Origin of the sequence: Mycobacterium sp., assembly GCF_039583805.1 — a bacterium.
Lineage (GTDB): Bacteria > Actinomycetota > Actinomycetes > Mycobacteriales > Mycobacteriaceae > Mycobacterium.
The window spans coordinates 1-20594 of sequence record NZ_JAVKSH010000071.1 but is presented as its reverse complement, the minus strand read 5'-3'; the positions used below and the strand labels follow the sequence as shown (position 1 = coordinate 20594).

The following is a 20594-nucleotide window of genomic DNA, read 5'->3' as shown; positions in this document are numbered from 1 at the left end:
CGTCGGCGTAGAGCTCGGTGAAGTTGGGTTCGCCGGTGTGCGCGGTCAGTCCGCCGTCGGCGACGAGGTTGTGCCCGGTGATGAAGCTGGCGTCGTCGGAGGCCAGAAACGCGATGACGCCGGCGATCTCGTCGGGCCGGCCGACGCGGCCCATCGGGACGTTGTGTTCGTAGACCGGTTTCATGTTCGGATGGTCCATCATCCCGCCGGGATGGGTGTTCACCGGACCCGGGCAGACCGAGTTGACCCGAATGCCTTGTCGCGCATGATCGATGGCCATGTTGCGGGTCAGGTTGACCACGGCGCCCTTGGCCGCGCAGTAGGCGGCCAGCCCGTAGTTGCCCGCCAGCCCGGAGATCGAGGCGGTGTTGACGATGCTGCCGCCGGTGGCCACCAGATGCGGGATCGCCGCGCGGGACCCGAAATACACCGAATCCACGGTCACCGCCATGATGTGACGCCACTGGTCGGGTTCGAGGTCGACGACCGTGCCCATGGTGATCGCGGCGGCATTGTTGACCATGGTGTCCAGCCGCCCGAACGCCGACACCGCATGGTCGACGAGGCCGGCGACCGCGGCCGGGTCGGAGACGTCGACCACCCACGTCGCGAACCTGGGGTCGGCGCCGAATTCGTCGGTCAGGCGTTGCAGCCCTTTGGGGTTGACGTCGGCGGCCAGCACCGACGCGCCCTCGGCGAAAAACCTCCGCACCGTGGCCGCCCCGATCCCGTGGCCGCCGCCGGTGACGACGACCACCCGTCCGCGGTGCCTGGTGCTATCCACCCGCGGCCGCCGACCGTGCGGCGTCGGCGATGTGCCGTGAGGTCATCCCCAGCAGCTCCGCGGTGAAAGCCGGTGAGCCGAAAGGCGGGAACACGTCCGGCACGCCGATCGGGACGACCGGCACACCCAGACCGCGGCGGGCCAGCGCCTCGGCGGTTGCCGAGAACAACCCGCCCACGATCGAATGGTTCTCCGCCGTCACCAGCCGGCGGGTGCGCGCGGCGACGTCGGCCACCGCGTCGCCGTCGAACGGTTTGATGGTGCTCACCCGCAGCACCGTCGCCTGGATGCCCTCGCCGGCCAGCGTCTCGGCCGCGGCCAGCGCCTCGGGCACCCGGTCGCCGCTGGCGACGATGCCGACGTCGCCGCCGTCGCGCAGCGTCGCGGCCTTGCCGAGCTCGAACGGCGGCAACTCCGGTGTGTGGCGCGCGGCCGGCCGGTCGAACGGCTGCCGGCAGTACACCGGCCCGTCGTAGTCCAGCAGCACGGTCAACGCCTGCGCCGCCTCGCAGGCGTCGGCGGGGTCGACGACCACCATGTGCGGTATCGCCCGCCACACGGCGAGGTCGTCGATCGAGGTGTGCGACGGGCCGAAGGTCGCCGAGATGCCCGGCGTCGCACCGATGAGCTTGACGTCGGCGCGCGGCAGCGCGACCTGCATGACCGCGAAGTCGGCGGCGCGTCGGCTCAGGAACGCCGCGAACGAGGTGGCCACCACGGTCAGCCCGGCGCGGGCCAGGCCGGCGGCGGTCAGCACCAGGTTCTGCTCGGCCATCCCCACCGCGATGTAGCGTGCGGGGAATTCCGCCGCGAACGCCGACAGGTCGGTGTACTTCTTCAAGTCCGCTGACAGCGCGACGATCTCGGGCCGGCGCGCCGCGGCGTCCACCAGGGCGCGACCCCAGGGTCCGGCCCTGGCGCGCATACCCATGGCGGCGGCGGCTCCGGTCGCGTCGGCGCTCACCGGCTCTCCTCGATCTCGCGCTGCACCTGCAACCACTGCTCCTCGGTGATCCGCACGAAGTGCGCGTTGCGACGGGCCTGCAGGCTCGCGGCCCGGTTCGCCAGCCGGGTATGCGCGATGACGGCCCGCGGCCGGGCGCCGCCGTCGTTGCGGGCGTCGGCGAAAACGCCGAGCAGCGCGTCGATGTCGTTCCCGTCGACATCGGCCGCCCACCACCCGAACGCGCGGAACTTCTCCGCGAGCGGTTCGACCTCCACGACGAGTTCGCCGTCGGCCTGGGTCCGATTGACGTCCACGACGCAGGTGAGGTTGGCCAGGCCGCGGTCTCCGGCGAACATCGCCGCTTCCCAGGTGGCCCCCTCCTGCGTCTCGCCGTCGGACATGTAGGTGAACACCCGCGCCGGGCTGCCGCGGTGGCGCAGGCCCCAGGCCAGCCCGCCCGCGACGCCGAGGCCCTGCCCCAGCGATCCGCCGGCGAACTCCACACCCGGCACCTGCCCGGGTTCGGCACCCAGCGTCAGCGGACTCCCGTCTACGCCGTAGGTGCTCAGCTGGGCCGCGGAGAGCAGGCCGTGTTCGGCCATCGCGCAGTAGTGCGACAGCGCGTAGTGGCCCACCGACAGCAGCATCCGGTCCCGGCTGTCGTCGTCGAAAGCGGTTGGCGACCAACGCATTTCGTGGAAATACAGAACCGCGAACAGCTCCGCCGTCTGCAGCGCCTGACCGATGTAGCCCTCACCCTTGCCGCGCACGGCGGCCACGGCGTGCAGCCGCAACCGCTGGGCGACGCCTCGCAGCTCGGCTGGACTGCGCTGCCCCGCGCAGAGTTCGGCCATACACCGCATACAACTCGACGCGGTCCCGCTCCGTCAACCGGTCGAGGCGCGGGGTGCTGCGGCCTGGTGATCAGTAAGCTCGAAGCCCCGACCCGACCTCGCCGGCAGCAAAGGACAGCGATGACGCAGTCGATCATCAGCGCCCGCGGCCTGGACTTCACCGTTCGCCACGCCGGGCGGGCGGGCGAGCCGGTGCTGCTGCTGCACGGCTTTCCGGAGACGTCCGCGATGTGGGCCGGCGTGATGGCGACGCTGGCCGGCGCAGGCTACCGGTGCGCCGCCCCGGACCAGCGCGGCTACAGCCCGGGGGCGCGGCCGCGCGACGTCGAGGCCTACCGGCACGAGGAGCTGGTCGAGGACGTCGTGGCGATCGCAGACACGTTGGACTTCAGGCGATTTCACTTGGTGGCCCATGACTGGGGTGCGGCGATCGCCTGGCTCGTCGCAATCGCCGCACCGTCACGGCTGGCGTCGTTGACGGTGATGTCGATCCCGCACTACCACGCGTTCGCGCAGGCGACCTGGGCCGATCCCGACGTCGAGGGCTACCGGGCCTTTCTGGCTCTGGTCCTCGCGCCGGACGGGGCCGCCGAGCGCGTGCTCGGCCGCGACCGGATGGCCGCCTTCCGCGCGACACTGACCCGTCACAACCCCGCGGAGCTGCAGCAGCTGCTCGCCGTGCTCGGCCAGCCGGGCGCGTTGTCGGCCGCGTTGGCGTGGTATCGCGCCGCCGACGGGCACCGCCGGATGCTCTCGGCCACAGCCGAACCGGTGACGGTGCCCACCGTGCTGGTGATCGGCCGCGACGAGCCCTACGCCGGGCGGATGGCGGTGTCGCTGGGTGAGCAGATCCCCACCGCCGACTACCGGCGCATCGACCTCGACGCCGGTCACTGGCTGGTCCAGGAACGTCCCGCCGAGGTCACCCGAGCGATCCTCGACCAGCTGCGCCGCCACCCGATTGCATGATCCGCGGGCAGCAGGGTAACCAGACACCTGCCCACCGAACAGCTATCGGCGCCATCAGCGCCGATCCGGCTGAAGCCGCTGGCCGGGTGCGCCAGCCTCACGAACCTCATGCGCCTCGCCTGTCGCTGGGCCAGGGAGTAGTGCCTTCTCCAACTTGATGGCGTATGCGATATCACATCGCAGCACCATGTCATGGTCAGCTCGTGGTGCTGATGTGACGAAAACAAGCCCGGCCGGGCTACACCGGCGGGTCGTTGGCCCGCACGCCACGGTAGATGCCCCGGCGCACGATCCACGGCTGCAGCACGCGGTCGATCGACCATGCCGGGAAACGGAAACCGTGGCCGCTGGGGGCGAACACTTCCAGCCCGTCGGGCTGCACACCGAGCACCGAACCCCACCGCCGTTCCGGCGCGCGGTAGCTGCGCAGCGGCCGGCCGGCGAACTCCGCGCGGATATTGTGCGCCAGCAGCCCGTCGGCGCGGTTGCGCGCCGAGGACCGCAGCGGGTCGGTCGCCGCGACGTCGCCGACCGCGAAAACGCCACGCTGCCCGGGAACCCGCAACTGCGGCGTGACCCGCACGAAGCCGTGCTCGTCGAGCAGTTCCTCAGGCAGCCAGTCGGTGTTGGGCCGGACCCGCCCGATCGCCCACAGCACCGCCTCGGCGGACGACGGCGGTTCTCCGGTGCTCCAGTGCACCGGCCCGCCGGTGATCTCGTCGCAGCCGAACCCGTCGGGCACCACGGCGCGGTGCCCCGGATGCAGCCCGACGCCGGCGTCGAGCAGCCGTCGCCGCACCCGTCGCCAGATCCGCGGGTGGTGCGACGGCAGCGCGCGCTCCCCCGGGAAGAACAGGTCGACGCGTTTGTCCGGCCAGGTGGTCGCCAGGTTGGCGGCGCTGCTCACCGCGGCGGCGCCGCCGCCGACCACGATCACCGACTCGGCGGCGGCCAGCCGCTCGTGCGCGGCCCGCAGCTCGGCGCCGATCTGCTCGGCGGACTGCAGCGTCGGCCGGCGCCAGAACCCGTTGGTGACGCCGGTCGAGATGACCAGCGCGTCGTACTCCTCGCCGCGCTGCGAGCCGTCGCCGCCGCGCACGAGCACGGTCCGGGCGGCCAGGTCGAGGCCCGTCAACGTGCCGTGCACGGTCGTCACCCGGTCCAGGGCGCGGAACCTGTCGAACGGAATCCAGTAGTCGCGGGCCCACGCGGCGGGCCGCGACAACCGCATGCCCAGCTCCTGCCCGCTCACCAGCGCGGGTTTGGCCGAGATGCCGACGACGTCCGCGTGGCGGGCCAGCCGGATCGCGGTCAGCACGCCGCTGTCGCCGAGTCCGGCGACGACGACCCGTCGTCGGCTCACGCCCCGGCCGCTCCCGGTCGCCGCCGCGGGGGCCGGGGCACGAAGCGCGGCACCCGGTCGATGACGTCCTGGTAGGCCGGTCGCCGCTGCAGGCTGCGCGCCTCCATCATCGGGATGCTGGCACCGCTGAACATGGCCAGGATCGCCAGCGCGCCCAGCAGCAACCACCAGGCGTCCGCCGGCGACACCGCCACGCCGAACAACCCCATCGCGAGCCAGAAACTGAACTCCCCGAAGTAGTTCGGGTGCCGCGACCAGCCCCACAGCCCCCGGTCGAGTGCCTCGCCGGGACGGCGGCGGCGGACGAACCGGTGCAGCTGCACGTCGGCGGCCAGCTCCAAGCCGACCGCCGCCAGCCCCAGCACGAAGGCGACACCGGTCAGCCAGCCGACATCGCCGCCGGTGCGGGTGACCGCAACGTAGGCCGGGATCATGCCAGCGAAAACCAGCACGGTGGGTATCAGGTGAATCGCGAACAGGTCGGCGACGAACTCCCAGCGTCCCGCCCGCTCCCGGAACATCGGATACCGCCAGTCCTCGTGGGGCAAACCCGGAAACGCGTAGATCCAGTTGCCGGTCAGCCGCACCGCCCACAGCACGACCACCACGGCGATCAGCACGCAACGCAGCTGCTGTACTCCCGACTGGCTCCACCAGTAGAACAGCAGCAGCGGCGGCACAACGCTCCAATACGCGTCGTAGAAGCTGGAGTTGTGGTAGACCCGGCTGAACCCGAACACCACCAGGGTGCCCAGCACGTCGGCGACGAAGGTGTCGAGCCAGAGCCGACCGGTGCCGGGCCCCCATCCCAGCCAGGCGGCGACCGCCCCGAGGGCCACCGCGTAGGCGGCGCCCACCAGCGCCAGCGACCTGCCTTTACTCATCGTCATAGTTTGTCGTAGTCACCGCCCGCCCGTCCCGCGCGGTCGGGTCTGAGCGGCCGCAGATGGGCCGGGCGGACTGTCTGCGAAACGGTATTCATATCGAATGATGTTGAGCAACAACTATTTTCGTTGGCTGAGAGCGAACAGGGTTCACCACCAGAGCCTCCCTGGGGTCGCGCCGAGATGCCACCCATCACCCGGCCGAGGCGGGGAAAATGTAACACGTTCTGTTGGCGTCACCGGGGTCCAGCGCACCGCCCGCCGCACAATCCCCCGAACCAGTCCGCGTCCGGGGCACGGCGACTAGATTGACTATGCCGGGAGCGATCCGCCGGTGCATCCGGGTGCGCCGGCCGGCCCGGCCGTCCCGGCAGACGCTGCCGCTACCCGCTACCGGAAAGGCAGTCATGAACGTCGGATCGCATCTGTCCAAGCGGGCCGAGTTGAATCCGGGTCTGGAGGCGCTCGTCGACCATGCCGCCGGGCTGCGGTTCACCTTCGCCGAGCTGGCCTTCATGCTGCGCGACTCGGGATCGACCGTGCTGGTGTTCGACGCCGAGTACGACGGCGTCGTCGCCGAGATCCGGGCCCTCGCCGGGACCGACGAGGGCACCCCGGTGCGGCACTGGGTGCGCGTCGGCCCCGACGCGCCCGGCGGGACGAGCGACCTCGACGCACTCGTCGACCGTGCCGCGGCGGACCCGGCGCCGGCCGACGCCGACGGGGCCGACCCGCTGTTCATCACGTACACCTCCGGCACCACCGGGCTGCCCAAGGGCGCGGTGCACACCCACGACAGCGTGGAGTGGTCCGTGCTCACCGTGCTGGCCAGCGTCGATGTGCGGTTCGGGGACCTATACCTGATTTCGCTGCCACTGTTTCACGTCGGCGCGCTCAACCCCATGGCCTGTTGTGTCTATCGCGGTGCGCCGATGGTGCTGTTGCGTCACTTCGACCCCCCGCGGATGTGGGAGATATTCCGCGACGAACAGGTCACGATCACACTTGCCGTTCCGGCGATGCTGAACTTCATGCTGCCGACGTATCAGCCCGAGCTGCGCGAGTCGCTGCAGCTGCGCTGGATCATGAGCGGGGCCAGTCCGGTGCCGGCGTCGCTGATCCAGGCCTACGCCCGCCTCGGCTACGAGGTCCACCAGGTCTACGGGCTGACCGAGACGTGCGGGCCGGCCTGCGTGATCAGCCCCGACGACGCGATGAGCCACATCGGGTCGACCGGCAAGGCGTTCTTCCACACCGACGTGCGCCTCGTCGACGACAACGGCGCCGACGTCGGCACCGACGTGCCCGGCGAGGTGCTGGTGCGTGGCCGCCACATCATGGCCGGCTACTGGAACCGTCCCTCGGCCACCGCCGAGACGATCGTCGACGGCTGGCTGCGCACCGGCGACGTCGCGGTTCGCGACGCCGACGGCTTCGTCTACATCCAGGACCGGATCAAGGACATGATCATCTCCGGGGGCGAGAACGTCTACCCCGCCGAGATCGAAGACGTCCTGCTGTCCCACCCCGGCATCGCCGACGTCGCGGTGCTGGGCATGCCGTCGGCCAAGTGGGGCGAGTCGCCGTTGGCGGTGGTGGTGCGCGGCGACCCCGACCTCGACGAGGCCGCGGTGCTGGCGCACTGCGCGGGCAGGCTGGCCCGCTTCAAGCTGCCCAAGCGTGCGGTGTTCACCGACGTCATCCCGCGCACGCAGACCGGTAAGGCGCTCAAACGTGTTCTGCGCGAACAATTCTCCTTCGAAGCGCCCGAGTAGCCGGGCAGCCGTCCGTGAAGCAGCTCACCGGCCTGGATGCCACATTCCTGTATTTGGAGACCCCGACCACGTTCGGGCACGTCAACGGTCTGATGATCTTCGAACGGCCGAGCCCCGACTACGAGCCGTACGCGGCCGTCTACGCCAAGTACGCCTCGCTGGTCGGCGAGGTGGAGCCGCTGCGGCGCCGCCTGGTCGAGGTGCCGTTCGGCCTCGACCACCCCTACTGGGTGTTCGACCCGGCCTTCGAACTGGACTTTCATGTCCGCGAGCTGCACCTGGCCCGGCCCGGCCTGGTCGACCAGCTGGCCGAGCAGGTCTGCCGGCTCGTCGCACGGCCGATGGACCGCACCCGCCCGCTGTGGGAGGTCTACGTCATCGACGGCCTGCACGACGGGCGGTGGGCACTGCTGACCAAGTACCACCACGCCACCGTCGACGGCGCGTCCGGGCAGCTGATGTTGAAGATCGTCACCGACACCGAGCCCGACGCCCCGGCCCCGGGGCCCGGCCCGTCCTGGGAGCCCGAGCCGCTGCCGTCGAGCCTCGAACTGCTCCGCCTGACGATGGGTCACCTGGTCCGCAACCCGTTCCGGGCGATGCGGACACAGGCCCGCATCGTCGGTCAGCTCGCCGACACCGCCGGTATCCACGGGCTGAGCAGCGCAGCCGGCCGGGCGGGGGACGCGGTCAAGTGGATGGCCAAACTCGGCGGCGGTGAGCGGCCGAACATCTCGCTGCCCACCACCGCGGCGCCGCCGACGCCGTGGAACAAGACGATCACCGGCCACCGGCGCTTCGCCATGCGCACCGCGTCCCTGGACAACGTCAAGCGGCTCAAACAGGCCACCGGCGGCACGGTCAACGACATCGTCATGGCGATCTGCGCGGGCGGGCTGCGCGAGTATCTGCTGGCCCACGATGCCCTGCCCGACCGGCCGCTGCGCGCGATGGTGCCGGTGTCGATCCGCACCGGCGACGAGGCCGACCCGTGGACCAACCGGGTGTCGGCCATCGTCGCCGAATTGCCCACCGACTGCGACGATCCCCTCGAACGGGTCGCGCGCTGCCGCGACGCCATGCAGCGCGCCAAGCGTACCCACGACCTGGTGCCGGCGGCCGAACTCGTCGACCTCACCCGATACTCGACGCCCGTGCTGGCCACCGCGGCGGTGCGGCTGGCGTCGCGGCTGCGGCTGGCCGACCGGGTGGCGTTGCCGTTCAACGTGGTGATCTCCAACGTCCCCGGAACCCGCCAGCCGGTGTACTTCGCGGGGGCGAAACTGTGCCACCAGTTCCCGGTGTCGATCGTCACCGACGGGCAGGGCCTCAACATCACCGTGGTCAGCTACCTCGACCGGCTCGACTTCGGGTTCATCGCCGACCGCGAACTGGTGCCCGACGTCTGGGACCTCGCCGACATGCACATCGCCGAGATCACCCGGCTGTTCGAGGCCTCCGGCGCCGAGTGGGCCGAGCCCCCGCGGCAGCCCGCCCCGCGACGCGGACCGGTCACCACCCCGAGCACCTGAGGGTCGCGGGTCAGCCGGTCAGCGCGCGGCCTTCTTGCGTTCGATGTCGGCCAGCGCCGCCGCCAACTCCGTACGTTGGGCGGTCGACGTCTCCCAGGCCAGCTGCCGGTTCTTGACCACCTTGGCCGGCGCTCCCACCGCGATCGAGTAGTCCGGGATGTCGCCGCGGACCACGGCATGCGACCCCAGCACGCAGCCGCGGCCGACCGTGGTGCCGCGCAGCACCGTCACCTTCACCCCGACCCAGGTGTCCGGTCCGATCCGCACCGGGCTCTTGACGATGCCCTGGTCTTTGATCGGCAGCGTGATGTCGTCCATGCGGTGGTCGAAGTCGCAAACGTAGCACCAGTCGGCCATCAGCACCGAGTCGCCGATCTCGACGTCGAGGTAGGTGTTGATGACGTTGTCGCGGCCCAGCACCACCTTGTCGCCGAACCGCAGCGAGCCCTCGTGGGCGCGGATGGTGTTCTTGTCGCCGATGTGCACCCAGCGGCCGATCTCCAGCTGCGCCAGCTCCGGCGTGCAGTGGATCTCCACGCCCTTGCCGAGGAACACCATGCCGCGGGTGATGATGTGCGGGTTGGCCAGCTTGAACTTCAGCAGCCGCCAGTAGCGGACCAAATACCATGGCGTGTAGGCGCGGTTGGCCAGCACCCACTTCAGCGAGGCCGGCGTGAGGAACCTGGCCTGGCGCGGGTCACGCAGCATCGACCCCCGCCAGCGACGGTGCAGCGGAGCGCCCCACATGGTCGTCATGGCCGGTCAGCCTAGCCCGGCCCCCGCGAGGCCGTAGCGGTTACCCTCAGCTGTGCGATTCACCCGCCGTCCGTCGCCGAGTGTGCGGGTTTTCGCGTCGAAAGGCCCGATTTTTCGTCACAAGCTACACACTCGGCGCGCGGCGGCGGCGCTGCTGGCCCTGGTGCTGGCCGGCTGCGGCGACACCGACTCGTGGGTCGACGCCGCGCCGGCCCCGGGATGGCCCGCGCAGTACGGCGACGCGGCCAACAGCAGCTACACCGCCACCGCCGGCGCCGCCACGCTGTCGCTGGCATGGACCCGCTCGGTCAAGGGCAGCCTGGGCGCGGGGCCGGCGCTCGGCCGCCGCGGCTGGATGGCGCTCAACGCGCAGACACCGGGCGGCTGCTCGCTGATGGAGTGGGAGACAGACAACGGCGGCCGGCAGCGCTGGTGCGTACGGTTGGTCCAGGGCGGCGGCTTCGCCGGTCCGCTGTTCGACGGCTTCGACAACGTCTACGTCGGACAACCGGGGGCGATCATCTCCTTTCCCCCGACGCAATGGACCCGATGGCGCGCACCGGTGATCGGAATGCCCTTGACCCCCCGGCTGCTCGGGTCGGGCCTGCTGTTGGTCGTCACCCATCTGGGCCAGGTGCTGGTGTTCGACGCCCATCGCGGCACGGTGGTCGGCAGCCCGCTGGACCTGGTCGACGGCGTCGACCCGACCGACGCCGTCCGGGGCCTGGCCGACTGTGCCCCGGCCCGGGCGGGCTGCCCGGTCGCCGCCGCGCCAGCGTTCTCGGCGACCAACGGGATGGTGGTGCTGGGTCTGTGGCAGCCGGATGCGCCCGGGGCGGTGCTGGTCGGCCTGAAATACCACCCGGGGCAGAATCCGCTGCTCACCCGGGACTGGACCAGCGACGCCGTCGGCGGCGGGACGCTGGCCAGCCCGGTGTTGTCCGCCGACGGCTCGACGGTGTACGTCAACGGCCGCGACGAACACCTGTGGGCGCTGCGCACCGCGGACGGGAAGCCGAAATGGTCGGTGCCGCTGAGGTTTCTGGCGCAGACGCCGCCCACCGTCTCGCCGGAGGGCCTGATCGTGTCCGGCGGCGGACCCGACACCCGGCTGGTGGCGTTCCGGGATGCCGGCGACCGCGCCGAGCAGGTCTGGCGCCGCGACGACGTCACCCCGCTGTCGACGTCGAGCCTGGCCGGAAACGTCGGTTACACGGTGACCGGCGCCGAATTGTCGTTGCTTGTCTTCGATCCCGCCGACGGGCACACCCTGAACAGCTATCCGCTGCCGGACGCCGGCGGCTACCCCGTCGGGGTGTCGATCGGTCACGACCACCGGGTGGTCACCGCCACCAGCGACGGACAGGTGTACAGCTTCGCCCCGGCCTAGCCGCGTCCAGGTTTCGCCGCGGCAGGGCAGCTACACCGTCAGCGGCGGGATGGCGTTGCGGGGCACCTGGGCTTGGGTCGGGCCCGCGAGCGGCGGCAGCAGCTCGCCCGGAGCGAAGTAGAAGATCACGTCGTCGTCGGTGATGCAGAAGTTCTGGTAGTGCGACGAGTCCAGGCCGGCACTGGGCGGAATCGCAGCACCCAGCCCGGTCTTGCGACCCACTTCGCGCTGCACGATGGGATAGATGGCGTCCAGCGGTTTGCTGTTCGCCGCGAAGAGCGAGTCGAACGTGATCGGCTGACGCCGCCCGAGGTCGTAGTTGAAGCCCTTGTAGAAGGTGGACGGCCGCGGGCCGCCGAGGTCCTCGAATACCTTGAGAACCACGCTGCGGGTGCCGGGCGGGGGCTGGCCGGACCGGTACTGCTCGGAAGTCACCTCCATCTGATACGGCATCTCGCGCGGGCCGGACGTCTGAGCCACGCTGATGAAACCGTCGCGGTTCTGGGTCAGGTAGTCGCCGAGCGCCTGCTGGTCGGGATAGTCGACCGGAAACGTGATGTCCAGCGTGTAGGTGGCGTTCGACACGTGCACGTGACACAGCTGTGCGCTGTCGACGGTGCCGCCCATGCCGGTGCATGCCGTGTCTGCGGCCGCCCCGCCCGGCAACGCCACCGGCAACGCCACCAGGGTGCCGGCAGCCACCAGCGTAGCCAGGATCACAGTGCGCATCGTCGAGTCTCCGCAGACAGAGGAAACGGCGCAAACGCCGCCCCGCTAGCCTACCTGCGCCGCGATCGCGACGGACGGCAAACGAACACCGTCGCGCGAGCGGCGCCGCCGGAGCCGATCCGGGTGAGCACCACCGACAGCGGCTGGGTACCGCGCGGCCGCAGCCGTCGCCGCAGGGCATCGGGGTCCGCGTCGACGCCGCGGACCAGGATCTCCAGCGCCCCGCAGTCCAGCGCCGCCAGTTCCCGGCGCAGCCGGCGCTCGTCGAACGGCAGTTGCCGCAGCACCTCGAAACCGCGCAGCCCGGGCGGCAGCCGGTCGCCGGACAGGTAGGCGATGTCGGGGTCGAGTTGCCACAGCCCGTGCCGTGCGCCGTAGTGCCGCACCAGCCCGGCGCGAACCACGGCGCCGTCGGGGTCGACGATCCAGCGCCCCGCCGGCCGCACCGGGCAGTCGGAAGGCTCGGCGTCGGTGATCTGCTCACCGCGGTCGAGGATGCTGGCCCGGCGGCGCACCCCCGGCTGCGCCAGCCCGGCCGACCACAGGCACGCCTCCCGCACCGCGCCGCCGTGGCAGGTGACCTCGATCTCGCCGTCGAACCCCAGACGCCTGACGAGACCGAAATCGATTCCGGGAGAGCACTTGACGACGAGGTTCCGGTCGCGGTAGACGTCCAGCAGCCGGTCCAGCGCGGGCCGGTAGTCGCGCGGGTCGAAGCGGCGCCGTCCACCCCGTCGCCGCCCCGGGTCGGCGACGACGACCGCGTCGCGGGTCACCGGGCGCAGCGCGTCGGCGCGGCACAGGTCGGCGGCAGCACCCAGGTTGTGCCGCGCCATGGCCAGGCGCACCGGGTCGATGTCGCTGCCCACCACCCGGGCGGCGGTGCCGCGCAGCGCGGCCACCTCGGTGCCGATCGAGCAGGTGGCGTCATGCACCACCAGGCCAGCCAGCCGCCGCGCCCGATGCTGCGCCACGGCCGCGGCGGTCGCCTGCTGCAGCGCCTCGTCGGTGAACAGCCAGCCGTCGGCGCCGGTCAGCCCGGACAGCTTGGCGGCGGCGCGCCGCCGCAGCAGCACCGTCTCCACCAGCACCGGCGTGCGATCCCGGAAGCGGGCCCGCACCGCGGCGATGCCGGCGACCCGGTCGGCCAGCGGCAACCCGGCGACCTCGGCCAGCGCCGCCGACCCCGCCTGCGACGTCAGGTAGGCGACGTCGTCGAGCCCGAAGTTCAGGACGGCTTGACCCCGGTGAGCATCACGTTGTAGAACCAGCCCTTCGGCACCACGCGGCGCCACAGGGTGGCGTCCACCCAGCTCAGCGCCTTCCAGCTGGTGAACGCGAAGCGCGCCCAGCCCCAGCCCAGCCGGCCCGGCGGCACCGTGGCCTCGAAGGTGCGCAACGGCCAGCCCAGCATGGCGGCGGTGAACTCGACGGTGGCCGTCGCGACGTCCGCGGCGCCGGCCCGCGTGGCCATCTGCTCCACGTCGCGCGGGGTGAAGGTGTGCAGGTCGACGAGGGCCTCCAAGGCGGCGGCGCGGGAGGAGTCGTCGAGTTCGGCCTGCGGGCGCCGCCAGCCGCCCAGGCCGGGCAGCTTGACGGCGGCGGTGGTGATCCGCCAGGTCAGCGTGGACAGCGTGCGCGCGTAGCGGTCGCCGACGGTGGTCGGCTCGCCGGCGAACACGAACCGCCCGCCGGGCCGCAGCACCCGCAGCACCTCCCGCAACGCCTGCTCGACGTCGGGGATGTGGTGCAGCACGGCGTGCCCGACGACCAGGTCGAAGGTGCCGTCGTCGTACGGGATGGTTTCGGCGTCGGCGACCCGGCCGTCGACGTCGAGGCCCAGCGACTGCCCGTTGCGGACCGCGACCTTGACCATGCCCGGTGACAGATCGGTGACCGAACCCCGCCGCGCAACCCCCGACTGGATCAGGTTGAGCAGGAAAAATCCTGTGCCGCATCCTAATTCGAGAGCGCGGTCATAGGGCAGCCGGTGGGTCTCGGCGGCGGGGACGATGCTGTCGAAACATGAACGGGCATAGTCGATGCAACGCTGGTCGTAGGAGATCGACCACTTCTCGTCGTAGGTTTCGGCCTCCCAGTCGTGGTAGAGCACCTGCGCGAGCTTGCTGTCGTGGCGCGCGGCCTCCACCTGGTCGGCGCTGGCCCGCGGGTTGGGCGCCGGATCGGTACTGGTCATGGTGGGCCCAGCTTATCGGCCTGGGCCGGGTCAGATCGACGCGAGGGCAGGGTCCACCAACGAGCCGACCATCGCGCTCACATCGCCCGGCAGGCCGGCCAGGGAGGCCGGCACGTCGCCCAGGCTGAGAGAGCCCGGCAGGGCGTCGCGGACGGCGTCGACGATGTCCCGGGCCACCGCGACGGGGAAATTGAGCGTCGCCGCGCCGACGTCGTAGGCACCGGTCCGGATCGCGCTCACGATCGTCGTCGGGTCACCGGTGGCGATGGCCTGCCCAATGTTGTAGCCCGCCAGTTGCGGCGCCACGATGACGTCACGAAAGTCGACGAACAGCTCCGTCGGCAACGACGCCGGGCCGATGGGCGTTCCGTTCCAGCTGACCAGCGTCCAGCCTTCCTCGGGACTGCCCTGCACCACGGCCTGGCCGGTGTTGGGCAGCATGTCCGTCACGTAGAGCAGCGGATCGGGGTTGTTGACGTTCATCAGCGTCCAGACCGAGATCGCCGCGTCGTGGGAGAACACCACGTCGGTGATCTTGCCGTCCGGGCTCACGACCGGGTTGCTCACGTCGAAGTCGTTGTTGTAGATCGTTTGAATCGCGTCGCTGTAGCGCTCGTCGAACGCGATCCCGTTGGGGTCGGTGGACCCCAGAATCGGCACAAAGTCCAACCCGAATATCCAGGAGATCTGGGGCAGCACGTAGAGGAGGCCGGCGAGGCTGATCGTCGGCTGGCCCTCGAAAATGCCGTCATCGATCTCGTCGAGCCCGGGCAAGATCTGCAATGACGCGTGCAGCATGTCCAGCAACGGCTGTGCGGTCTCCTGTGTCCGGATCATCGCCGACTCGTAGATCCCGGCGTACGGCGCCCCCGGCGCAAGGACCTTGGCGACGGCTTCGGCCTGCTCCTCGCCAAGCTGAGTGAGTTCGGGACCGGGCACCACCGTGTTGAGCGTGCCCTTGTCGAACAAGCCGCCCACGTTGGCTGTCGACTGCCCGTGCCGCACGAAGTCCAGCACGATCGACTCGTCAGCCCAGGCGTGCGCCGATCCGATGACCGGCAGGACCGCCGACAGCAGCGCGGCGCCAACAAGGCAGCATCGCGTGCTCAACTCAGGGTGCGCGAACCGGTCTTGGCGGGAATGGGGCATCACGTCATCTATCCGCAGCAGGGTGAATCACCTCGGCGGCGCCGCGGCTCAGAACATCGCCAGAGCCTGACCGGCCATCGCGCTCACATCGCCTGGCAGGCTGGCCAGGTCGGCCGGCACGTCGCCCAGGCTGAGGGCGCCCGGGAGAGCGTCGCGCACCGCGTCGACGATGTCTCGGATCACCGCGACAGGGAAATTGAGCGTCGCCGCGCCGACGTCGTAGGCGCCGGTCTGGAGCGCGCTCACGATCGTCGTCGGGTCACCGGTGGCGACGGCCTGCCCAATGTTGTAGGCCGCCAGTTGCGGCGCCATGATGAAGTTGCGGGTGTCGACGAACAGCTCCACCGGCAAAGACGCCGGCGGGACGGGCTCGCCGTTCCAACTGACCAGCGTCCAACCGACCTCCGGATTACCCTGCAGCACAACAATGCCGGTGTTGGGCAGAAAACTGCGGGTGTGGAGAAACTCGTCGAAGACGAGCGGGAAGTCCGGGTTGCCGACGTTCAGCAGCGTCCAGGTCGTGATCGCAACCTCGTGGGAAAACGCCACGTCGGTCAGGTCGCCCTGGCTGTTCACGGCGCCGCCCGCGTTGTAGATCGTGTCAATGGCGGCGGTGTAACGCTCGTCGAACGCGATACCGTTCGGGTCGGTGGACCCGAGCTCGGGCACGAACTCCAATCCGAGCGTCCACGCCAGCGGGGCTGCGCCGTAGAGCAGCTCGACGATTGGTATGCCGTGCACGCTTAGGGGTAAGCCCTCGTAAATGCCGGAGTTGACTTCGTCGAGCCCGGCCAAATCCGTCACTGACACGTGCAGCATCTCAGCCAGCGGCGCGGCGGTCTCCTGCGTCCGGATCATGTCCGACGCGTAGATGCCGTCGTAGGGGGCACCCGGCGCAAGGACCTTGGCGACGGCGTCGGCCTGTTCATGGCCCAGCTCAGTCAACTCAGGACCGGGCACCAGGGTGTTGAGGATGCCCGTCACATTGGCTACCGATTGCCCGTGCCGCACCAGGTCGAGGACCATGTCCTCCTCGTCGGCCCACGCCGTCGCCGCTGCGACGAACGGGAGGACCGCCGACATCGCCGCGACGGCGACGTAGCAGAAACGTTTCTTCGAAGAATTCGCAAACCAACCCGAATTGGGCATCGCTTCTCCATCCGCGGCGAGGGCTGTCGGCTTAACGCAACGTGTGGGTCAGCTTAACGGATGTGTGCGCTACACCACCACCGTCCGTCGTCGTGCACGTTGCTTACCGGCCCTCGCCGTCGGCGCCCGGGCCGGCCGCGAACACCTCGGCGTAGCGGCGGCGTTCGGCGGCCAGCCGCTCGGATGGCGCCAGCTCGAACACCTCCCCGATGCCGGCTTTGGCCGCCGCCAGCGCCTGCCGCGGCCCGCCGACGAACCGGCCCGCCCACGCCGCGGCCGCCTCGTAGACGTCGTCGGGAGCCACCAGCTCGTCGACCACGCCCAGCGCCAGCGCCTCCTCGGCGTCGACGAACCGGCCGCTATACACCAGTTCCTTGGCGCGGCTGGGCCCGACCGCCCGGGTCAGCCAGGCCATGCCGGCGCCATCGGGGATCAAACCGGCCAAGATCTCCGTCGCACCGAAGCGGACGTTGTCGCCGGCGACGCGCCAGTCGGCGGCCAGCGCCAACGTCAGGCCGGCGCCCAGCGCGTACCCGGTGACCGCGGCCACGGTCGGCTTGGGGATCGCCGCGACGGCGTCGACGGCGCCGCGCCGGACCCGGGCTGCAGTCTGCGCTTCCGGCGCGGTCAGCGTCCACAGCTGCGGCACGTCGTCGCCGGCGCAGAAGATCTCGTGCCCGCCGAACAGGATCACCGCGGCGACGTCGTCGCGGCGCGACAGTTCTTCGGCAGCCGTGGTGATCTCCCTGTAGACCTGGCGGGTCAGGGCGTTGACGGGCGGGCGCGAGAGCACCAGGGTGCCGACGCCGGGGTGCTCGGCACCGGCGTGGACGGCGACGAACTCGCTCACGAGGACCGCCCCAGACGGGCCCGGTTGTAGCGGTCGGAGTCGAAGAACTCGATGGCCCAGTTGTCGCCGTCGTGGGTCAGTTCCGGTTGCACCGCCGTGATCCGGCGGTCCACCCCCAGCACCTCGGCGACGGAGCGGCCGGCCAGCGAATCGAGCTGCGTCCAGGTCGGCGGCAGCAGGAAGCTGCGCCCGGCGGCGAAGTCGGCCAGGGCGGCCTGCGGTGTCGTCCAGCCGGCGCGGTCGGATTCGGTGTTCTCGCCGTCGGCGCGCTGGCCCTCCGGCAACGCACCGACGAAGAAGTAGGTGTCGTAGCGGCGTGTGCGTTCGGCCTCGGGCGTCACCCAGTTCGCCCACGGCCGCAGCAGGTCGGCCCGCAGCACCAGCTTTTCGGCGCGCAGGAAGTCGGCGAACGACAGCGTGCCCGCGGCCAGCGCCCGCCGGTGGTCGCCGTACACCGACGCGTCGCCGACGATGCCGTCCGGTGCCGAAAGCGACTGGCCGGCCGGCCCGGCGAACAGCACCCCGGATTCCTCGAAGGTCTCCCGGGCGGCGGCGCACACCAGCGACTCGGCCAGGTCGGTGTCCGTGCCGAACCGCTGCGCCCACCACGACGGCGGCGGGCCCGCCCAGGCCCCCCACCGCGCCAAGCCGGCGTTGCGGTCGCGGTCGTCGACGCCGCCGCCGGGGAACACCATCACCCCGGCGGCGAACTCCATGCCCGGATGCCGCCGCATCAGGAACACGGAGATGCCGCCGGGGCTGTGCGGGGTGTCGCGGACGAGCATCACCGTCGCGGCCGGCCTCGGTGTCAGAGGAGGCGTCACGCGCGTCTCCGGTGGGCGGCGCGGGTGCGGGCACGGCGGGCGAAGTACCGCCCGTCGATGATGTCCACGGCGATCGACTGGCCGAACGCCGCGGACACGTTCTCAGCGGTCAGCACGTCGGCCAGCAAACCCGCCGCGACGACTTGGCCCGCCGACAACAGCATGGCGTGGCTGAAGCCCAACGGAATCTCCTCCACGTGGTGGGTGACCAGCACCAGCGCCGGCGCGTCAGGGTCGGCGGCCAGATCGGTCAGCCGGGCCACCAGCTCCTCGCGGCCACCCAGGTCCAGGCCGGCGGCCGGCTCGTCGAGCAGCAGCAGCTCCGGGTCGGTCATCAGCGCGCGAGCGATCAGCACCCGCTTGCGCTCGCCCTCCGAGAGCGTCCCGTAGGTCCGGTCCGCCAGGTGCTCGGCGCCGAGGCTCTCCAGCATGTCGACCGCCCGCTCGTAGTCGACGTCCTCATAGCTCTCCCGCCACCGGCCCAGCACCGCGTAGCCGGCCGAGACGACCAGGTCGCGGACGAGTTCGTCGCCGGGAACCCGCTGCGCCAGAGCCGCGGAACTCAGTCCGATCCGCGACCGCAACTCCGACACGTCGACGCGGCCCAGCCGCTCGCCGAGCACGTAGGCCACCCCCGAGGAGGGGTGCTCGGCCGCGGCGGCGATGCGCAGCAGCGACGTCTTGCCGGCGCCGTTGGGCCCGATGACCACCCACCGCTCGTCCAGCTCGACCGACCAGCTCACCGGCCCGACCAGGACACGGCCGTCGCGGCGCAGCGACACGTCCCGCAGGTCGATCAGCAGGTCGGGGTCGGCTGCGTCGCCTGGAGTTTCGAGCATCCGACCATCGTGCCTCACCGGGTGGATGCTCAGTTGCCCGACCCGGCGGTGGTTGCCTGCCGCGAAAGTGCAGCTATCGACGTTGCTACTCGAAAAACGCGTCAGTAGTTGCACTTTCGCGGGTCTTGGGCTATTCAGGCGGGATCTCGACGCGGCGCAGCACCCCATCGACGGCGTCGGCGGCCTCGATCTCGCCGCGCGTGACACCGAGCAGAAACAGCACGGTGTCCAGGTACGGGTAAGTCAACGACGCGTCGGCGACCTCGCGCACCGCCGGCTTGGCGTTGAACGCCACCCCCAGCCCCGCTTCGGCCAGCATGTCGATGTCGTTGGCGCCGTCGCCGACCGCCACTGTCTGCTCCAGCGGCACACCGGCCTGCTGCGCGAAATCCCTCAGCGCCTTGGCTTTTCCGGCCCGGTCGACGATCGGGCCGACGACCCGGCCGGTGAGCTTGCCGTCGACGATCTCCAGCTCGTTGGCGGCGACGAAGTCCAGCATCAGCTCGTGCGCGAGAGGCTCGATTACCTGCCGGAAGCCGCCGGACACCACGCCCACGTGAAAACCCAAGCGCCGCAACGTGCGCAGCGTGGTCCGCGCGCCCGGCATCAGCTCGAGGCCGGCGGCGACGTCGTCGAGAACCCCGAGCGGGAGCCCCGCCAGTGTCGCGACCCGCTGGTGCAGGGACGCGGCGAAGTCGAGTTCGCCGCGCATCGCGGACTCGGTGATCGCGGCGACCACGTCCTGGGCACCTACCCGGGCGGCCAGCATCTCGATCACCTCACCCTGGATCAGTGTCGAGTCGACGTCGAACACGATGAGCCGTTTGGCCCGCCGGGACAGGCTGTAGTCCTCCACCGCGATGTCGACGTTCGCGTCGGCGGCCACCCCGGTCAGCGCGGCCTGCAGCCGACCGCCGGTGCCGGGCGGCACCGAGACCCGCAATTCCAGGCCGGTGACCGGATAGTCGGAGACACCCCGGATGACGTCGATGTTGACACCCAGGGCGGCCACCTCGCGGGCGACCGTGCCGAACGCGGCGGCGGTGATCGGCCGGCCCAGCACGACGATGGTGTGGGTCGACGGTTCGCGGATGATGGGCAGGTCGTCGCTGCGCTCGATCGCGACGTCCAGGCCGACCCGGTGGATCGCCGCCTCGACGTCCTCGCGAAAGGTCCGACCACTGGCCACGCTCGGCGGCGCCGACACCAGCACCCCCAGCGTCAGCCGGCCCCGGATCACCACCTGTTCGACGTTGAGCAGCTCGACCCGGTGCGCCGCGAGCACCTCGAAAAGCGCGGACGTGACCCCCGGCTGGTCGAGTCCGGTGACGGTGATCAGCACCGACACCTTCGGGACGGTGCTCACCCGCGGCTGATGTCCCACCGCGCCGGGCACCGGCGCATGCGGTTCGGCGCCACCATCAGTGCGCCTCGGCAAGCTCCTCGGTGTGGCTGCGGCCGACACGCGCCTCGGCCCGCATGCGTTCGACCATGTGCGGGTAGTGCAGCTCGAAGGCGGGGCGCTCGGAGCGGATGCGCGGCAGCTCGGTGAAGTTGTGCCGCGGCGGCGGGCAGCTGGTGGCCCACTCCAGCGAGTTGCCGTA

19 protein-coding genes and 1 pseudogene are annotated in these 20594 nt (G+C 70.9%); 4 read left to right on the top strand and 16 right to left on the bottom strand.

What is annotated here, in order from left to right:
• From ABDW21_RS11155 to ABDW21_RS11145, 3 genes are all read right to left on the bottom strand, one after another.
• Nucleotides 1–784 (bottom strand): SDR family oxidoreductase (locus ABDW21_RS11155; RefSeq protein WP_343710454.1); only part of this gene is annotated, 784 nt, incomplete at its 3' end.
• Complete coding sequence (locus tag ABDW21_RS11150) at nt 777–1748, bottom strand: transketolase C-terminal domain-containing protein (RefSeq protein ID WP_343598851.1); 972 nt, start codon at nt 1746–1748, stop codon at nt 777–779. The genes ABDW21_RS11150 and ABDW21_RS11155, both read right to left, overlap by 8 nt.
• Complete coding sequence (locus tag ABDW21_RS11145; protein WP_343598852.1) at nt 1745–2584, bottom strand: transketolase; 840 nt, start codon at nt 2582–2584, stop codon at nt 1745–1747. Before ABDW21_RS11145 ends, ABDW21_RS11150 begins: the two co-directional genes overlap by 4 nt.
• A 120-nt stretch (nt 2585–2704) precedes the next feature.
• On the opposite strand from ABDW21_RS11145, the gene ABDW21_RS11140 reads away from it, so the two are divergent.
• Nucleotides 2705–3553 carry an alpha/beta hydrolase gene (locus tag ABDW21_RS11140; RefSeq protein WP_343598853.1) on the top strand — a complete coding sequence of 283 codons (849 nt, stop codon included), beginning with the start codon at nt 2705–2707 and terminating at the stop codon, nt 3551–3553.
• Between the two features lie 238 nt (nt 3554–3791).
• Here ABDW21_RS11140 and ABDW21_RS11135 read toward each other — a convergent pair whose 3' ends face one another.
• Nucleotides 3792–4916, bottom strand: a complete 1125-nt coding sequence (locus ABDW21_RS11135; RefSeq protein WP_343598855.1) for an FAD-dependent oxidoreductase — start codon at nt 4914–4916, stop codon at nt 3792–3794.
• Nucleotides 4913–5806, bottom strand: a complete 894-nt coding sequence (locus tag ABDW21_RS11130) for a DUF1295 domain-containing protein (protein ID WP_343598857.1) — start codon at nt 5804–5806, stop codon at nt 4913–4915. The genes ABDW21_RS11135 and ABDW21_RS11130 overlap by 4 nt, the downstream gene beginning before the upstream one ends.
• A 401-nt stretch (nt 5807–6207) precedes the next feature.
• Between ABDW21_RS11130 and ABDW21_RS11125 the strand changes: the two genes are divergently transcribed.
• Both ABDW21_RS11125 and ABDW21_RS11120 read left to right on the top strand, forming a co-directional pair.
• On the top strand, nt 6208–7575 hold the full coding sequence (locus tag ABDW21_RS11125) for an AMP-binding protein (RefSeq protein WP_343598858.1): 1368 nt from the start codon (nt 6208–6210) through the stop codon (nt 7573–7575).
• A 14-nt stretch (nt 7576–7589) separates the two neighbouring features.
• Nucleotides 7590–9107, top strand: coding sequence for a wax ester/triacylglycerol synthase family O-acyltransferase (locus ABDW21_RS11120; RefSeq protein WP_343598860.1), 1518 nt, complete (start codon nt 7590–7592; stop codon nt 9105–9107).
• An 18-nt stretch (nt 9108–9125) separates the two neighbouring features.
• Here the strand turns inward: ABDW21_RS11120 and ABDW21_RS11115 are convergent, their stop codons facing one another.
• A complete protein-coding gene (locus ABDW21_RS11115) occupies nt 9126–9863 on the bottom strand; it encodes an acyltransferase (protein ID WP_343598862.1) in 738 nt (245 codons plus the stop codon).
• A 151-nt stretch (nt 9864–10014) separates the two neighbouring features.
• Between ABDW21_RS11115 and ABDW21_RS11110 the strand changes: the two genes are divergently transcribed.
• A complete protein-coding gene (locus ABDW21_RS11110) occupies nt 10015–11253 on the top strand; it encodes a PQQ-binding-like beta-propeller repeat protein (RefSeq protein WP_343598922.1) in 1239 nt (412 codons plus the stop codon).
• A 30-nt stretch (nt 11254–11283) separates the two neighbouring features.
• Here the strand turns inward: ABDW21_RS11110 and ABDW21_RS11105 are convergent, their stop codons facing one another.
• From ABDW21_RS11105 to ABDW21_RS11060, 10 genes and pseudogenes are all read right to left on the bottom strand, one after another.
• Complete coding sequence (locus tag ABDW21_RS11105; RefSeq protein WP_343598864.1) at nt 11284–11982, bottom strand: esterase; 699 nt, start codon at nt 11980–11982, stop codon at nt 11284–11286.
• Nucleotides 11983–12032: 50 nt separating this feature from the next.
• Nucleotides 12033–13253 carry a class I SAM-dependent methyltransferase gene (locus ABDW21_RS11100; RefSeq protein ID WP_343598924.1) on the bottom strand — a complete coding sequence of 407 codons (1221 nt, stop codon included), beginning with the start codon at nt 13251–13253 and terminating at the stop codon, nt 12033–12035.
• A complete protein-coding gene (locus ABDW21_RS11095; RefSeq protein ID WP_343598866.1) occupies nt 13211–14179 on the bottom strand; it encodes a class I SAM-dependent methyltransferase in 969 nt (322 codons plus the stop codon). The genes ABDW21_RS11100 and ABDW21_RS11095 overlap by 43 nt, the downstream gene beginning before the upstream one ends.
• Before the next feature lie 30 nt (nt 14180–14209).
• Nucleotides 14210–15328 carry a histidine phosphatase family protein gene (locus tag ABDW21_RS11090; RefSeq protein WP_343598868.1) on the bottom strand — a complete coding sequence of 373 codons (1119 nt, stop codon included), beginning with the start codon at nt 15326–15328 and terminating at the stop codon, nt 14210–14212.
• A 48-nt stretch (nt 15329–15376) separates the two neighbouring features.
• Nucleotides 15377–16477, bottom strand: a complete 1101-nt coding sequence (locus ABDW21_RS11085) for a histidine phosphatase family protein (RefSeq protein ID WP_343598870.1) — start codon at nt 16475–16477, stop codon at nt 15377–15379.
• Nucleotides 16478–16580: 103 nt separating this feature from the next.
• Nucleotides 16581–17327, bottom strand: a complete 747-nt coding sequence (locus tag ABDW21_RS11080) for an enoyl-CoA hydratase (RefSeq protein WP_343710453.1) — start codon at nt 17325–17327, stop codon at nt 16581–16583.
• Complete coding sequence (locus ABDW21_RS11075) at nt 17324–18112, bottom strand: NUDIX hydrolase (RefSeq protein WP_343710455.1); 789 nt, start codon at nt 18110–18112, stop codon at nt 17324–17326. The genes ABDW21_RS11080 and ABDW21_RS11075 overlap by 4 nt, the downstream gene beginning before the upstream one ends.
• 35 nt (nt 18113–18147) lie before the next feature.
• Nucleotides 18148–19008, bottom strand: a complete 861-nt coding sequence (locus tag ABDW21_RS11070) for an ABC transporter ATP-binding protein (protein ID WP_343598873.1) — start codon at nt 19006–19008, stop codon at nt 18148–18150.
• A 112-nt stretch (nt 19009–19120) separates the two neighbouring features.
• Nucleotides 19121–20356 carry a phosphoserine phosphatase SerB gene (gene serB / locus ABDW21_RS11065; protein ID WP_343598876.1) on the bottom strand — a complete coding sequence of 412 codons (1236 nt, stop codon included), beginning with the start codon at nt 20354–20356 and terminating at the stop codon, nt 19121–19123.
• A gap of 55 nt (nt 20357–20411) precedes the next feature.
• A pseudogene (locus ABDW21_RS11060) lies at nt 20412–20594 on the bottom strand (cytochrome ubiquinol oxidase subunit I); the annotation flags it as partial.